The 16,768-nt window shown below is 46.4% G+C and carries 11 protein-coding genes; 8 read left to right on the forward strand and 3 right to left on the reverse strand.

Annotated features, from left to right (window positions below):
- The first annotated feature begins 68 nt into the window (after positions 1-68).
- The gene (locus ABCM67_RS04395) at positions 69-950 is read left to right on the forward strand and encodes a sugar ABC transporter permease (protein ID WP_226843038.1); all 882 of its coding nucleotides are present in this window, start codon (positions 69-71) and stop codon (positions 948-950) included.
- Entirely contained in the window at positions 950-1,771 is an 822-nt protein-coding gene (locus tag ABCM67_RS04400) for a carbohydrate ABC transporter permease (RefSeq protein WP_092068387.1), read from the forward strand. The genes ABCM67_RS04395 and ABCM67_RS04400 overlap by 1 nt, the downstream gene beginning before the upstream one ends.
- A 90-nt stretch (positions 1,772-1,861) precedes the next feature.
- On the opposite strand, the gene ABCM67_RS04405 is transcribed toward ABCM67_RS04400, so the two are convergent.
- The gene (locus ABCM67_RS04405; protein WP_342992535.1) at positions 1,862-2,992 is read right to left on the reverse strand and encodes an alanine--glyoxylate aminotransferase family protein; all 1,131 of its coding nucleotides are present in this window, start codon (positions 2,990-2,992) and stop codon (positions 1,862-1,864) included.
- Positions 2,993-3,046: 54 nt separating this feature from the next.
- Positions 3,047-3,604, reverse strand: a complete 558-nt coding sequence (locus tag ABCM67_RS04410; protein ID WP_270438184.1) for an ECF transporter S component — start codon at positions 3,602-3,604, stop codon at positions 3,047-3,049.
- A gap of 443 nt (positions 3,605-4,047) precedes the next feature.
- On the opposite strand from ABCM67_RS04410, the gene ABCM67_RS04415 reads away from it, so the two are divergent.
- The 4 genes from ABCM67_RS04415 to ABCM67_RS04430 all read left to right on the forward strand — a co-directional run bounded on the left by ABCM67_RS04415 (position 4,048) and on the right by ABCM67_RS04430 (position 8,996).
- Positions 4,048-5,178: a hypothetical protein gene (locus ABCM67_RS04415; protein WP_342992536.1), complete on the forward strand. Its 1,131-nt coding sequence runs from the start codon at positions 4,048-4,050 to the stop codon at positions 5,176-5,178.
- A 176-nt stretch (positions 5,179-5,354) separates the two neighbouring features.
- A complete protein-coding gene (locus tag ABCM67_RS04420; protein ID WP_022426586.1) occupies positions 5,355-6,128 on the forward strand; it encodes a class I SAM-dependent methyltransferase in 774 nt (257 codons plus the stop codon).
- 17 nt (positions 6,129-6,145) lie between these two features.
- Entirely contained in the window at positions 6,146-7,027 is an 882-nt protein-coding gene (gene hslO / locus ABCM67_RS04425; RefSeq protein WP_015527218.1) for an Hsp33 family molecular chaperone HslO, read from the forward strand.
- Positions 7,028-7,046: 19 nt separating this feature from the next.
- Positions 7,047-8,996 (forward strand): NAD(+) synthase, encoded by a 1,950-nt coding sequence (locus ABCM67_RS04430; protein WP_059086009.1) that lies wholly within the window; start codon positions 7,047-7,049, stop codon positions 8,994-8,996.
- Positions 8,997-9,019: 23 nt separating this feature from the next.
- Here the strand turns inward: ABCM67_RS04430 and ABCM67_RS04435 are convergent, their stop codons facing one another.
- On the reverse strand, positions 9,020-9,457 hold the full coding sequence (locus ABCM67_RS04435; RefSeq protein ID WP_015527216.1) for a hypothetical protein: 438 nt from the start codon (positions 9,455-9,457) through the stop codon (positions 9,020-9,022).
- 167 nt (positions 9,458-9,624) lie between these two features.
- Here ABCM67_RS04435 and addB point away from each other — a divergent pair, with 167 nt between their 5' ends.
- Positions 9,625-13,047 carry a helicase-exonuclease AddAB subunit AddB gene (gene addB / locus ABCM67_RS04440; protein ID WP_342992538.1) on the forward strand — a complete coding sequence of 1,141 codons (3,423 nt, stop codon included), beginning with the start codon at positions 9,625-9,627 and terminating at the stop codon, positions 13,045-13,047.
- Positions 13,028-16,750, forward strand: a complete 3,723-nt coding sequence (gene addA, locus ABCM67_RS04445; RefSeq protein ID WP_342992539.1) for a helicase-exonuclease AddAB subunit AddA — start codon at positions 13,028-13,030, stop codon at positions 16,748-16,750. The genes addB and addA overlap by 20 nt, the downstream gene beginning before the upstream one ends.
- Positions 16,751-16,768: the final 18 nt, after the last annotated feature.

A 16,768-nucleotide genomic window follows, 5' to 3' on the forward strand; every position in this document is an offset into this window, starting at 1 on the left:
CTAGTTGACCCGAAGGCAGAGCCGGTATTTGCCGGCTCTGTTTTAACTTAAAACAGGAGGTGCTTTCTGTGAATAAGAAGAGAATCTATCCACAGTGGTTTCTGATACTGCCGTTGGCATTATATATCATTTTTTTCCTGCTTCCCAGTGTAATGGGTGTTGGTTACTCCTTTACAGACTGGAACTCCAGAAGTGTTCTTAATGGTACTCATTTTGTGGGACTGCAGAATTTTGCTGAGATTTTTACATCAGATAAGTCTTATCTGAGCGGTATTGGCAATACATTGAAGTTTACTATCATTTCCAACATCGTTAAGCTGATCCCGGCTCTTCTGATCGCGATTATGCTTCAGGAGGGACTTAAAGGCAAAGGGCTTTACAGAACATTGCTCTACCTGCCGTCTATTCTGCCTTTTGTAATCATTGGTCTTGTATTTAAATCCATCCTGAATTATAATAACGGACTTTTAAACACACTTCTTGATGCATTCCATCTTGGAATTTTCAAACAGAAATGGCTGTCTGATCTGGCTATTGTATGGAAATCCATCTATGGTGTAGATGCATGGCGAGGTATTGGTTATGTTATGACTATCTTTCTTGCAGGTCTGAATACGATTCCGAAATCTTATTATGAGGCTGCACAGATTGACGGTGCAAACTTCTGGCAGAGACTTCGGTATGTAACACTTCCGATGCTGAGTGGTGCTATCATGATCAACCTTGTATTTGGTATTACATATGGTCTGAAAGTATTCGATATTGTTTATGTACTTACAAACGGTGGCCCTGGACATGCAACAGAGGTTCTTACAACTTATGCATTCCAGCTCTATTCCAGAGGCCAGTATGGAATGTCTTCTGCATTGAATACTGTTCTTCTTGTAATTACAGCGATCATAGGTGTATTTATTGTTAAGACATTGAGTAAACAGGAGGTACAGCAGTAATGGCAAAAAAAAGAATTCAGAATTTATTAAAACATGTTGTATGTATCCTGCTTTGCTTATGTGTCGTGCTTCCATTTTATATGGTATTGATCAACTCTTTTAAGACAAAAGCAGAGGCAGCCAGAATGAGTCTGGCACTTCCTACAGAGTGGGTATTTTCCAACTACTCTGAGGTTATTGAAAAAGGAAGCCTGATCCAGGGATTCCTGAACAGTTTTGCATATGCGCTGATCGCTACAACACTTGGCGTTGTACTTTGCTCCATGGCTGCATTTGTTATGTGCCGTAAGAGAACAAAATTGAATGTATTCCTGTACTACTTTGTACTTTGCGGACTGTTCTTCCCTGTCAACTATGTAACATTGGTACGTGTACTCAGTACACTGCACCTGAACGATACAAGAGTTGGCATTATCATGGTATTTACCAGTGCAATGATTCCGTTCTGTGTATTTACCATCCGTAACTTCGTAATCTCTGTCCCGGTTGAGCTGGACGAGGCTGCTGTTATCGACGGCGCAGGCCCGTTAAGCCTGTTCTTCAAGATCATCATGCCGCTTCTGAAACCAACTATGGTAACATGTTTTATCCTTCAGTTCATGACAGTATGGAGTGATTTCCTCACACCTTTGTATCTGTCAAGCAAGAGCCGTCTCTTCCCGATGACAATGGCTGTATATCAGTTCTTCGGAAAGAACAAGAGTTACTGGAACTATATTTTTGCTGATATCGTACTTACCTGTATCCCGGTTATTATTGTTTACATGATCGGCCAGAAATACATCGTAGGTGGTATGACATCCGGTGCGGTAAAAGAATAAAGAAAAATATTATAAGAATTATAAAAAAGCACTGCGAGATGAAAAGTTGGATTCATCTTACAGTGCTTTTTACTATTGAAATCTCAGAAATTACTGCATGTTTTTGCAGAAGATATCCTCCATGGAAGCCTTAAGCGGAACGCCAAGCCTGCGTAAAGTCCCGTCTAGGGCTGCGAAAACTTCTCTTACATTATAGAATGTAGCGTTGTTTCCCATATGTCCGATGCGGATCACTTTGCCAGCCAGGACATCGAAGGAACCTGCCAGCATAATGTTGTAGTCTTTTTTTACTCCCTCAAGGATCGCTTCGGCTGTTGTGCCCTCCGGTACTTCAAAAACAGTAACTGTACTGGAATATCCGCTGTGCAGGTAAAGGTTCAGGCCTGCTCCTGTAATGGCCTTTCGGGAGGCTGCGGCGATTTTGGCGTGGCGTGTAAGGATCCCGGGATCATCGGCAATGTTGTCAATAGCAGCCCGCAGGCCATAGATATCGCTGATCGGCATGGTATATGGAAACCATTTTTCTTCATAATAATGTGCAAAGGTTGTGAGATTTGCGTAGAAAGAAGCAATGGGTGTCTTTCTTTCAGTCATTGCCTTCTTTGCATCGCTGCTGACTACAACAAAGGTAAGTCCCGGAGGTGCAGATACCACCTTCTGCGATCCGCCGCACATGATATCGATCTGGCATGCATCAATGTTCAGAGGCTCGCCGAAGGAAGCGGAGACAGAATCTACAACGGTAAGGATCCCGTATTTTTTAAGAAGCGGGCAGATGGCAGATACATCGTTGAGCATGCCACTTGGAGTATCGCCGTGTACTACGGTTGCATATTTGTAGTCATGGTTATCCGCAAGGAAGGCTTCCAGTTCCTTTACATCGAGAGTGTTCTGATAATCTCTGGTATAAAGCTCCGGTCTGCCTCCGTACATGGAAACAAAATCGGCAAAGCCTTTTCCGTAGATACCATTGTCCAGAACAAGAACCTTATCTCCGGGCTCAGTCATGGAAGCAATGGCAGCCTCCAGTCCAAGGATACCCTCACCGCTTAAGATGAGAGTTTCGTTGGAGGTATGGAGAAGAGAGCTGATCTTCTCGCAGGTTTCTTTATAAAATTCGACAAAATCTTCGTCCAGATCCGGATTTGTGCATTCCATGCTTCTTGCCAGACGGACATTCTCTGCGACCTGTGTAGGTCCCGGTGTCATGATCTTATACATAAGCTCACCTCTTGATCTTTATATTATTTCCGCAAATTACGGCAGCTGTTACAGCTATTTTTTTAATCCGGTTTTTCTTGCTGCAAGGTTTAATGGTGTGATCACTACGAGAACGATGACAGCTGCAACACCGATCTGGACCAGGTTTCCCGGGATGGAAGATACCGGTGCCAGTGGATTTCCATAGATGATAACCTCTGCAATGTAGTATCCCACAACCTTGATCACGCAGGCTGCGGCAATGGCAATCACATACCATTTCATGTTCTGGTGCCGGGGATTCTCTGTGAGCTTACCTACTGTGAAGCCCATGATCCCTACAATAATAAGAGTAAATGGTGCCCACAGGGTCCAGCCGGAGAGAAGGTCAAAGAGCCCCATTCCGATCCCACCGGCAATGGCTCCGGTTTTCTTTCCGAATAAAATGGCACCGATGAATAACGGTACATTTCCAAGGTGGATCAGTCCGCCGTTGGCAGCGATCGGAAGCTTAACATTAATAAATGCGGTGAAGATATAAGTCAGTGCAACAAATGCGGCTGTAATGGTGAGAAACTGAACAGATGAAAGCTCCTGGTCAGTTCTCTGAGATGTCTGAACTGCTTTTTCCATAATGATAGATCCTTTCCCGAAAACATCGATGTATGGATGTCCTCTTTTCATATATTTTTGGTTGGGTATACTTTACAACATGAGTGTACATGAATAAAGACACAATTATAGAAAAAAAAGAGGGGACAGATTCAGGGAGATATTTGTCATTAAAACAGGAGGCTTACTTGGTGGGGAATAAATCAGAACTTTCGTAATGAAGGCGTAAAACGGGAAATACAGGATCAGCATAAGAAGAGAATAAGATAGGTATATCTGGGAAAATTATAATGTTAGAAAAATCCTGTACGGAGCAGGATATCTGCTTACAGGATATTCATAAAGTACAGGGAGAAATCAATTGACAAAGCTGTAATAAAATCGTAAACTATAGCAAAGAGTGTGTTCAGGAGTGAATATTCCGGACACACTTTGTGACTGATGATGATTATGAGGAGGATACTATGAAGAATAAAAAATTTATTGCACTTTTAGCTATGACTGTTGCTCTTTCTGGTGTCATGACGGCATGTAGTTTCGGAGAAGGAAAAGAGGACAGCGTGGTTGTGGAGTCTACTCCTACTCCGACACCGGCGAAAAAAGCGAAGGTTACACCGACTGTTGCAGCAGACGCACAGAATACAACCTATACATCCAAGGATAAATCCGTAGCGATCAAGCTTCCAGATGCAACCTGGGCCAACAAGTCCGATGAGACAGATATGGTAAGCTTCGAGTCTCCGGACCAGGGCAGGATCCTGATCCTTCACGGCTCCGGTGCAGATCTGGAATCTGCAGTGATCCCGAACTCCCAGGATATGGCAGTTTCCATGACACAGGCAGAGAACATGGTAAATGGAACCGATTTTGAGATCCAGGATTACAAGGCAGATCAGAAAGACGGAATCAACATTTATTCCTATACTGTGAAATATAAGGATACGACCAAGAGTGACGGTTATGTATATGCTATCAATAAATACTTTGTAAATGACAGTGAGTATTACAGCCTTGTGGCATCTGTTAAAAAAGAGGATGCTCTGAAAAAGGTTCAGGAGTCTGTCGACAGCTTTGCAATCCTTGGTGATTCCACTCTGAAGAGTGCGGCAAATGGTTCCGCAGCCAAGACTGCCGGTAAAGGTAATGCAGCAGCTTCCTCTGACGGAAGTGCATCTGCAGATGGTAATGCAGCAGCTTCTTCTGACGGAGCAGCAGATGGAACTACAGCTGCCGACGGAAGCACATCTACAGACGGAAGTGCAGCATCTGACGGAACATCTACAGACGGAAGCAGTACATCTGATGGTTCTTCCAATGGAACTGCATCTACTGACAGCAGCTCCTCCGGTGCTATCGTAAATGGCGGATTTACAGATGAGCAGCTTGGCAACACAGATGAGACAAGAACTATTTACAGAAACTCCGATGGTAAACCACGTGTTATCGTTCCGGACGGAAACGGTGCATGGATGGATAACGAAGGAAACCGTTTCACCTTCTCTTCTCAGTATGACTGTGATGTATATGAAGAGGATGGAACAAGCTTCTACTGGCACGGTGAGGCTGCAGACGTATACTATATGCCTGTACAGTAAAGCCTGGAGCAGCAGGAGATTCGGTTAGATAAGAATTCCGGGATTACAGCTTTTGTGGCTGCGGTCCCGGATTTTTTGTGTCATATTATGTCAGAGGCGTATACTTATACAGGAAGACATGGTATAATGTGAACGCTGCGGGCGATGGAACGCCCGGAAAATATTTGGAGGTTTTTATGGAAGCATACAGTGATTTCGCCAGAGTTTATGACATTTTCATGGACAATGTGGAATATGAAAAATGGGCGGAATATCTTATAGGAAGTCTTAAAGAATACGGAATTGAAGACGGGATCGTGCTGGAACTTGGCTGTGGGACCGGAGTGATGACAGAACTTCTGGCTGAGTCCGGTTATGATATGATCGGTGTGGATAACTCTGAGGAAATGCTTGGCGAAGCCATGGAAAAACGTGCAGAATCCGGTCATGAGATCCTTTATCTGGAACAGGATATGCGGGAGTTTGAACTTTATGGAACGGTACGTGCTGTCGTCAGCGTCTGTGACTGTATGAATTACATCACAGAGGAGGATGATCTGCTTACTGTATTTAAACTGGTGAACAATTATCTTGATCCGGATGGAATTTTCATATTTGATATGAACACCCCGTATAAATACCGGGAAATGCTTGGAAATACGACTATTGCAGAGAATCGGGAAGAGGGAAGCTTTATCTGGGAAAATGAATTTGATGAGGAGACCGGGATCAATGTGTATGATCTGACTCTGTTTCTTCCGAGAGAAGATGGTCTTTATGAGAGAGACGAGGAAATTCATTACCAGAAGGCCTATGATCCGGAGAAAGTAAGGGAACTTCTTGAAAAGGCAGGCCTGATCCCGCTGGCGGTTTATGACGCATACACCAAGGATGCACCGAAGCCGGACAGCGGAAGACTGACTTTTGTGGCCAGAGAACATGGAAAGGAAATTCCGTCAGACGAGAAATAAAGGAGGAAATTTTTTATATGAGTGATTATATTGTAAGAGCAACAGCGGCAAACAGCCAGATCCGTGCATTTGCGGCTGTTACAACCGATATGGTGGAGACAGCGAGAAAGAATCATAACACCAGTCCGGTGGCAACAGCGGCACTGGGACGTCTCCTTACCGGCGGTGCCATGATGGGAGCTATGATGAAAGGAGAAAAGGATCTCCTTACACTTCGGATCCATGCAGGCGGACCACTGCAGGGAATCACAGTAACTGCAGATTCTCACGGAAATGTAAAGGGCTATGTGGGGAATCCGGATGTATGTATCCCGGCAAACAGCAAAGGCAAGCTGGATGTTGCGGGAGCTGTCGGTGTAGGCTTTATGGATGTGATCAAGGATATGGGACTGAAAGAGCCATATGTGGGACAGGTTGCTCTTCAGACCAGCGAGATCGCAGAAGATCTCACCTATTATTTTGCAACCAGCGAGCAGGTTCCGTCTGCGGTAGGACTGGGTGTGCTGATGAATAAGGATAATACAGTCCGTCAGGCGGGAGGCTTTATTGTACAGCTGATGCCTTTTGCAGAGGAAGAGGTGATCGCAAAGCTTGAGGAAAACGTATCAAAGATCGATTCTGTTACCAATCTTCTGGAGCAGGGACACACACCGGAAAGTCTTCTTGAAAAAGTACTGGAAGGCTTTGACATAGAGATCAATGATACACTGCCCACACAGTTCCATTGCAACTGCTGCAGAGAGCGTGTGGAAAAAGCGCTGATCAGCATCGGAAGAAAAGAACTTAACGAGATGATCCAGGAAGGCAAGGACATTGAGATGAACTGCCATTTCTGCAATAAGAATTATAATTTTACCGTGGAAGATCTTAAGAGGATCATAAGAGAGTGCAAGCGATAAAACTCGGGAGGAAGAAAAAATGAAGCATGGTTTTATCAAGGTGGCAGCGGCAACGCCGAGAGTTACCGTTGCAGACTGCAAGGCAAACGGAGAGGAAATCCTGAAGGCCATTCATGAAATGGAAAAGGAACATGTCAAGCTGATGGTATTTCCGGAATTTTGTATCACAGGATATACCTGTCACGATCTTTTTCTCCAGAGATGTCTTCTGGACAGTGCGTGGGATGAGCTTCTGCATATTGCAGAGGAGACAAGGGAGACGGACGCCCTGATCTTTGTGGGACTCCCGCTGCGTCACAGAGGCAAGCTCTATAATGTGGCAGCAGCTCTGAATCATGGCCGTATCGTGGGATTTGTGCCGAAGACACATATTCCGAATTATAATGAGTTTTATGAGCAGAGACAGTTTGCAGGTGCAGAGGAAGAAGATGTGGAATTTGTGGACTTCCTGAAGTGCGAGAAAAATGAGGAGGATGAGTTCTGGGATGAAATTCCTTTTGGAACAGAGCTGATCTTTGAATGTAAGGAATTTCCGGAATTCACCGTTGCAGCAGAGCTTTGTGAGGATCTCTGGGTCCCTGCGCCGCCAAGTATCCGTCATGCCGTCAACGGTGCGCATATCATCGTTAATCTTTCTGCCAGTGATGAGATGGTAGGTAAGGATTCCTACCGGAGAACTCTGATAAGCGGGCAGTCAGCACGACTGATCTGCGGATATATTTATGCCAGTGCAGGGGAAGGGGAGTCTACCCAGGATCTCGTGTTTGGCGGACAGAATATGATCGCAGAGAACGGTTCCATGCTTGCGGAAAGCAGACGCTTTGAGAACGGCATCATTTACAGTGAGATCGATGTGCAGAGACTGGCTGATGAGAGAAGAAGAATGTCCACGTATCCGGCAGTTTCTACCTGCAGTCATACAAGAGTTGATTTTTCCGTAGCAGAGGAGGAAACAAGACTTACCAGAAAATATCCACAGTATCCCTTCGTTCCGTCTGTGAAGGAAGAGCGTGATGAGCGCTGCGAGGAGATCTTGAACATCCAGGCTATGGGACTTAAGAAACGTATGGAGCATATCCACAGCAGGAGTGCGGTGGTAGGACTTTCCGGAGGACTAGATTCTACCCTGGCGCTTCTTGTAATGGCACGTGCCTTTGACCGGATGGGAATGCCGAGAGAACAGATCCACTGTGTGACCATGCCATGCTTTGGAACCACAGACAGAACCTATCAGAATGCCTGCAAGTTAAGCCGCTGCCTTGGTGCAAGGCTTACCGAGGTAAATATCAAAGAGGCGGTAAATATCCATTTCCGGGATATCGGACATGATCCGGAGATCCACGATGTGACGTATGAGAACAGCCAGGCACGTGAGCGTACGCAGATCCTGATGGATACGGCAAACAAGGAAGGCGGCGTTCTTGTGGGAACCGGAGACCTTTCCGAGCTGGCTCTTGGCTGGGCAACCTATAATGGCGATCACATGTCCATGTATGGTGTGAATGCTTCTGTCCCGAAGACACTGGTACGTCATCTGGTACGTTATTATGCGGATACCTGCGGAGATGAGGAACTGAAGGAGGTTCTTCTGGATATCCTGGATACTCCGGTAAGCCCGGAGCTTCTTCCTCCTAAGGATGGCAAGATCGCCCAGAAGACGGAGGATCTGGTAGGACCTTATGAGCTTCATGATTTTTATCTGTATTACATGCTGCGTGCAGGATTTACACCGGATAAGATCTACAGGCTTGCCTGCCTGACCTTTGATGGGATTTATGATAAAGAGACGATCCTGAAATGGCTGAAAACCTTCTACCGGAGATTTTTTGCCCAGCAGTTCAAGCGTTCCTGTCTGCCGGATGGCCCGAAGGTAGGTAGTGTGGCACTTTCTCCAAGAGGAGATCTCAGAATGCCAAGTGATGCAAGTGCAAGGATCTGGCAGGATGTGCTGGAGAAGATTGAAATCTGAACGTAGATCGCAAAGCGGAGAGCTTAAGTGTTCTCCGCTTTTTTTACTGCATCCGTGATAGCTGAAAGGAGTACCTGGGAGGTATATTTCCGGTCTCCTGCGTACTGAATGTCTTCCAGGGACTGACTGGAATAGATCTGACTTGCCAAAGAATCCAGAACCGGTTCCATAAGAGGATAGGAAGCTTTTGTGGTTTCATTTAAATTCACCAGACGGATGGCCTTGATCCTGTCAGCATTTACAGTAACTTCCACATCGAAGGTATTCTCGTTCAGGGTGATGGAAGAGGTATAGACGCCCGGCTTGTAGCGGGATTTTTCGCTGGCTGTATGACTGGCATTTTTTCCGGGACCGAACATGAAGAAAAGAACGACAGCCAGAACAACAGCGAGAGCCAGAAAGACAGCTGTGTAAATGATCTCTTTCATATGTAGGACGATGATCCTGGTTTTGGAACTCATGGCGCACGCCTCCCAAAGCTTTTTATATAGTTTATTATCGGGAGGGAGGATTTATGCCACAGCTGTGCGCAGGTTATTCGATACTGTGCCTGGAAAAATAAGGAAAAGAGCAGGCAGATATTTCAGAATATAGAGAACGACCGTTCTATAGGAGTAGAATTTGTGGTATGATAGGAATACTTCAGGCGCAGGATGGCGCCGGAATGACTGAAAATCTGCAAGTGATCGGGAGGATGAAGATGTCATTACAGTTTATCATAGGAAGTTCCGGAAGCGGAAAATCCTGTTATGCTTATCAGAATATCATAGAACAGGCGGGGCTGCATCCTGAGAAGCTTTTTTATGTGATCGTGCCGGAGCAGTTTACCATGCAGACCCAGAAGACACTGGTGGAGATGAGTCCGGGCAGGGGAATCTTGAATATTGATATCCTGAGCTTTGAGCGTCTTGCATACCGTGTTCTGGAGGAAGTTGGAGGAGACAGCCGCATCCTTCTGGAAGAAACTGGTAAGAGTATGGTGCTGCAGAAGATGGTACAGCAGCATGGAAAGGAGCTTTCCTATCTGGGAGGTCAGATGCGTAAAGCGGGATACCTGGATGAAGTGAAGTCTATCCTGTCGGAGTTTATGCAGTACGATATCCGGGACAGTGAGATCCAGGAGATGATCGAGGATTCCGGTGACAGAGCGTTACTTCAGATGAAGCTGAAAGACGTAGCTGTTCTTTACCAGGCATTTACCGGATATCTGAAGGATCATTATATGACAGGAGAAGAAGTAATGGATGCGCTGGAAAAAGCTCTTCCGTTTTCTGAAAAAATGAAAAACAGTGTACTCCTTCTGGATGGTTACACCGGTTTTACGCCTATTCAGATGCGTGTTGTGGGAGAACTTCTTGCTGTCTGTGAGAAGGTGATGGTAACGGTGACCATGGATGCGGATGAGAATCTGAACATGAGAGGAAAACCTTATCAGCTTTTTTATATGAGCCGTCAGATGATCCACGGGCTTTCGGAGCTGACCAGGGAGATCGAGACACCGGTTCTTTTGAAGGATGTGGGAAAATCCCGCTTTTCCCAGGCACCTGCCCTTCATTTCCTTGAAAAAAATATCTTCCGTTACCGAAAAAATATATATAAAAAAGCGCAGGATGAGATCTGCATGTTTTCGGCAGTGAACCCGCAGAAGGAAATGGAAGAAGCTGCCCGCCGGATCGCCAGACTTGTAAGGGAAAAGGGCTGCCGTTACGGTGAGATCGCCGTGATCACAGGTAACCTGGAGGAGTATGGAAATCTTGCAAAGCAGGTATTTACAGCAGCAGGGATCCCGTATTTCATTGATGAGAAGCATACGGTCCTGATGAATCCGTTTGTAGAATATTTCCGGGCAGCACTTGAGATGGCAGTGCAGGATTTTTCCTATGAGAGTGTATTCCGGTATCTCCGGTGCGGAATGTCCTGTGTGACCAGGGAGGAAGCAGACCTTCTGGAGAATTATGTGCTGGCTCTTGGTATCCGTGGATTTAAGAAATGGGATGAAGTGTGGGTGCGTATTTACCGGGGAATGCCGCCGGAAAGCATTCAGAGGCTTAATGAGATCCGGCAGCGGTTCGCAGATGAGACCAGAGAGCTTGCGCTAAGCTTTAAAGGTGGGAAAAAGACGGTGCGGGAATACTGTACTTTTCTCTACGAGTTTGCAGTGCGGAGCCAGGTGCAGCAGAAACTGAAGCAGCAGGAACTGAAATTCAAGGAACAGGGCGACAAGGCCATGGAAAAGGAATATGCCCAGATCTACGGAATTGTTATGGAACTTCTGGATAATATGGTGGAGATCCTTGGAGAGGAAACCGTGAACCGCCAGGATTTCCGTCAGCTTCTGGAAACAGGACTGAACCAGGCCAAGGTGGCGCTGATCCCGCCAAGTATGGACCAGGTACTTGTGGGAGATATGGAGAGAACCAGGCTGAAGGATATCCGTGCACTGTTTTTTGTGGGAGTAAATGAAGGGAATATTCCGAAGAATACATCCGGTGGAGGAATGCTTACGGAGATTGACAGAGAATTTTTTAAAGATCAGGGGATCCAGCTTGCACCGGGGCCAAAGGAACTGATGAACATGCAGCGATTTTATCTGTATCTGAACATGACCAAGCCAAGAGAACTGCTCTGTCTGTCCTTCTGTCAGTCTGACAGCCAGGGAAAAGCCCTGAGTCCGGCCTTTCTTGTCAGTAATATCCGGGAGATGTTTCCGGAAATGGAGATCCGGCAGTGCGGAGATATGCAGGAACCTATGGAATTACTGGAGCTTCCGGGAATCAGCCTGGATTATTTCCTGAGAGGGCTTGCAGGAGAAGCTTACCAGGATAATGCGGTCTTCCAGGAACTGTACAGCTGGTATCTTCAGAGCCCGGAATACCGGATCCTTGTAAAAAAACTTACAGAGGCATCTTTTTCAGAACGACCGTCAGACAAGATCGGAAAAACAGTGGCAAAGATCCTCTATGGAGAAATTTCCCCGTACAGTGCTACCCGGCTGGAGCGTTTTGCGGCCTGTGCATTTGCACATTTTCTGCAGTATGGCCTGAAGGTTACAGAACGTGCAGAGTATGAGTTCCGGGCTATGGATATGGGAAATGTCATGCATATGGCACTGGAAAAATTTGCGGCGGAAGTCCGAAAAGAGGGACTGGACTGGGCAGAGCTTACGGAGGAAGAGCGAAACCGTATCATAGACAGCTGTCTGGATCAGGTTTCCGCAGATTACGGAAATACGATCCTTAAAAGCAGTGCGAGAAATGAATATATGATCGAACGGACCAGACGTATTTTGCGGCGTACCGTGTGGGCTTTGCAGGAACAGCTGAAGCATGGAGCATTCCGGCCGGAAGGATTTGAGGTGAGGTTTCAGGGCGGAAGGATCGACCGTGTGGATATCATGGAAGAACCGGAGAACAACCGGGTCTATGTGAAGGTGATCGATTATAAAACCGGAAATACTTCGTTTGATCTGCTGGCGTTGTATCATGGCCTTCAGCTTCAGCTGATGGTCTATCTGGATGGAGCATTACAGGTGGAAAAACGGAAGTATCCGGATCGCGAGATCGTTCCGGCCGGTGTGTTTTATTATAATGTGAAGGATCCTATGATACAGGAGAAGATCCATGCGGATATGGAAAGCATCAATGAGCAGATGCTGAAGAAAATGAAAATGAACGGGCTTGTACAGGCAGATGATAATATGAGTACCAAAATCGACAGCACTATGGCCTCCATACCGGTATCCCTGAACCGGGACGGAAGCTTCAGCAAAAGATCTTCTGTTGCCTCAAGGAAGCAGTTTGATGCTCTGGGAGCGTATGTGCGGAAAAAGATCTGTGACATCAGGGAATCGATCCTGGATGGAAATGCGGCAGTGGAACCCTATGAACTTGGAAAAAAGAATGCCTGCACATATTGTCCGTATCTTACTGTGTGCGGCTTCGACAGGAAGATACCGGGATATGAGTTTCACAGGCTGTCGTCCATAGAAGAAGATGCACTGTGGAAAAAGATCATGAAGGGAGAGGAAGAGAATGGCAGTGAAATGGACTGAAGAGCAGAAAAAGGTCATCACGCTCCGGGACCGGAATATTCTGGTCAGCGCAGCAGCCGGTTCCGGTAAAACTGCAGTGCTGGTGCAGAGGATCTTAAGTAAGATCATGGATCCTTTGAAACCGGTGGACATTGACCGTCTTCTGATCATGACATTTACAAGGGCGGCAGCGGGAGAGATGCTGGAACGTATCGAACGTGGACTGGATCAGGCACTGGCTGAAGATCCGGATAATGAGCATCTGCAGAGACAGATGACGTTGATCCATACGGCACAGATCACTACCATTGACGGCTTTTGCGCCTATGTGATCCGAAATTATTTTCATCTGATCGGACTGGATCCGGGTTACCGGACTGCAGATGAGGGTGAACTGAAGCTTTTGCAGGAAGATGTGCTGAAGGAGCTTTTTGAAGATCATTATGCAGAAAGAAAGGCAGATTTTACTGCATTTGTGGAATGCTATGCGCCAGGAAAAACGGATGAAGGACTGAAGGAACATGTGCTGGAGCTTTATAATGCTGCGATGAGTAATCCATGGCCCGAAAAATGGCTGGACAGCTGTGTGGAGAATTATCATCTGGATCCGGAAAAAGGTCTTGAGGGAACGCGATGGTTCCGATATCTGTGGGAGGCTGCAGACTGCGCACTGAAAGAAGCGGAAGAGCTTACAGAAACCGCAATGAAGACCTGTCAGCTCCAGGATGGACCGGAGCTTTATCTGGAGGCTCTGGAAAAAGATATGATACTGATCCGGCAGTTAAAACAACTGTCCGTTAAAAGGGATTATGATGAGATAGCGCAGAATCTCCGGAATCTGAAGTTTGCAAGACTTTCCTCAAAAAAAATGGAGGGAGTATCGGAGCAGCTGAAAAATCTGGTAAAAGCTCTTCGCGAAGATGCAAAAGATAATCTGAAGGAACTGGGGATCCGATATTTTTACGGAAATCTGGCTGAGCTGACGGAACTGACAGAAGCATCTGCACCACCGCTGGAGATGCTGGTAAAGCTGACAAAGGATTTTGCAGAACGTTTCCAGGCAAAGAAGCGTGAAAAAAATGTTCTGGATTTTTCAGATATGGAACATTTTGCCCTGGACATCCTTCTGAAAAAGGAAGGAGAAACCTATGTGCCCAGCCAGGCGGCAAGAGAGCTTTCTGAAAAATATGATGAGGTCCTGTTGGATGAGTATCAGGACAGTAATCTGGTTCAGGAGATCCTGATGCAGACAGTTTCCGGCTGGGTCAATGAACGCAAAAATATCTTTATGGTAGGAGATGTAAAGCAGAGCATCTACCGTTTTCGTCTGGCCCGTCCGGAACTGTTCATGGAAAAATATAAGAGCTATTCACTGGAAGACAGTCCGGAACAGCGGATCGACCTGCACAAAAATTTCCGAAGCAGACCGGAAGTCCTTGAAAGTGTCAACTTTATTTTCCGGCAGATCATGGGGGAAGATTTGGGAGGAATTGCTTACGACGAGGCGGCAGCTCTGTATCCCGGAGCTTCTTTTCTGGAAGGCCAGGATCCGGAATTTGTAAAAACAGAGATCCTTCTTGTGGATAAATACAGTCCGCTGCTGGAAGAGGAGGATGAAGAAGTAACGGAGAATGAGAGAGAGCTGGAGGCCCTTGCCATTGCAGGAAGGATCCAATCTATGGTAGGGCATGAACGGGTGCTGGATAAGGAAACGGGAGAGTATCGACCTCTTCAATATGGAGATATCGTGATCCTGCTCCGATCTGCTTCAGGCTGGGCTGAAACCTTCGGGGAGGTTTTGAGTGCAAGAGGGATACCGGTATATACGGCCTCCAGAACCGGATATTTTTCTGCAACAGAGGTTGTGACACTGCTGAATTATCTCCGGATCCTGGATAATCCGCTGCAGGATATTCCCATGACCGGCGTACTGCGTTCACCGATCGTTGGATGTACCACAGAAGAGCTGGCTGAGCTTCGGATCGCATATCCGGAAGGAATGATCTATGAATGTGTGTGCAGGTTTGTGGAGGACTACAGAAAGCATGGGAGCTTTGAGGAAAACAAAAAAATCCTCGGAGAGAAGCTGTCCTGTTTTATGGACACCATGAATACACTTCGTGATAAGGCGGCTTATACGCCGGTCCATCAGCTGATCCTGGAGGTACTTGCACGTACCGGATATGGAGACCATGCAAAGGCAATGCCAAATGGTGAACAGAGGAATGCAAACCTGAACATGCTTGTGGAAAAGGCAATGGAATATGAGAAGACAAGCTATCGAGGCCTTTTTAATTTTGTAAGATATATCCAGAAGCTTCAGCAGTATCAGGTGGATTACGGGGAGGTAAATCTTTCCGGAACCGGGGAAAGTGCAGTACAGATCATGACGATCCATAAGAGCAAGGGACTGGAGTTTCCGGTAGTGTTTGCAGCAGGAATGGGAAAACGCTTTAATTTCCGGGATATGAACACAAGTATCCTGATCCATCCGGAGCTGGGGATCGGTGCGGATGCGATCCTGCCGGAGAAGAGGATCATTGCTCCATCCCTGTGTAAGCAGATCATACGGAGAGCGCTTCTGATGGAAAGTCTCGGTGAAGAGCTGAGAGTACTTTATGTAGCGCTTACACGTGCAAAGGAAAAACTGATCCTCAGTGGAACTATTGGAGCCCTGCATCCGGAATTGGGGGAATTGTCCGCATTAAGGGACAGTGAGGAACCATTGCTTTCTCTGGGCAGGAGGCTTGGCGGGAAGACTTACTGGGATTATGTGCTTCCGGCACTGGCAAGACATCGCTGCATGGCACCATTATTTCATGAATATGGCATTTTTATGAATACCGCAAATCCTCTGTACAAAGATCCGGCAGAATTCAAAGTTACACGGGTCACAGCACGGGAACTGACAGAAAGTGAGGTTATGGAACAGGCAGAGCGGGAAATGAAGAAGGAAACACTGGAGAACTGGAATCCGGGCAGAGTTTTTGACAGTGAGATCCGGGAGGAGATCCAGAGACGTTTTTCCTTTGTATATCCCTATCACTATCTGGAAGATCTTCCTGTGAAGGTGAGTGTATCAGAACTGAAAAAGCGAAGCTACCACAGTGAGCAGGATCTGGAAGAAACGGTGGATTATGAGACGGAAGAAGAGATCCAGCCGCTGGTTCCCCGATTTATCGAGGAGAAGAAAGAGGAAGGGGATACAGGGGCACTTCGTGGAACGGCTTATCATCGTGTAATGGAATGCCTGGACTATCAGAATACAGCAAACAGGGATGAGATCCGCAGACAGCTGAGAGAATGGGTTGACGCCAGGAAGATGGAAAGAAAAGAGGCTGAGTCGGTCCGGGTAAAGGATATCTGGAATTTTGTGGAAACACCTCTCGGACAGCGGATGAAAGCAGCTTCAGAGAAGAGACTTCTGTTCCGGGAGCAGCCTTTTGTGATCGCAAGAAAAGCTTCGGAGCTCGATCCGCAGTGGCAGTGTGAGGAAAATGTTCTGGTACAGGGAATCATTGATGCGTATTTTATAGAGGATGAAGAAATCGTTCTGGTGGATTATAAAACGGACTTTGTGAGACGTGGAGAAGAACAGAAGCTGATCGACCGTTATCATGTACAGCTGGAGGATTACGCCCAGGCGCTGGAACGGATGACAGGTCGGAAGGTGAAGGAACGGTATATTTATTCGTTTACTCTTGGAGAAGCGTTCAGTCTCTGATCTGAAAATGAAATGATA

The sequence above is a fragment of the Blautia sp. 2227st1_G12_2227SCRN_220401 genome, assembly GCF_039062885.1.
Lineage (GTDB): Bacteria > Bacillota > Clostridia > Lachnospirales > Lachnospiraceae > Blautia_A > Blautia_A fusiformis.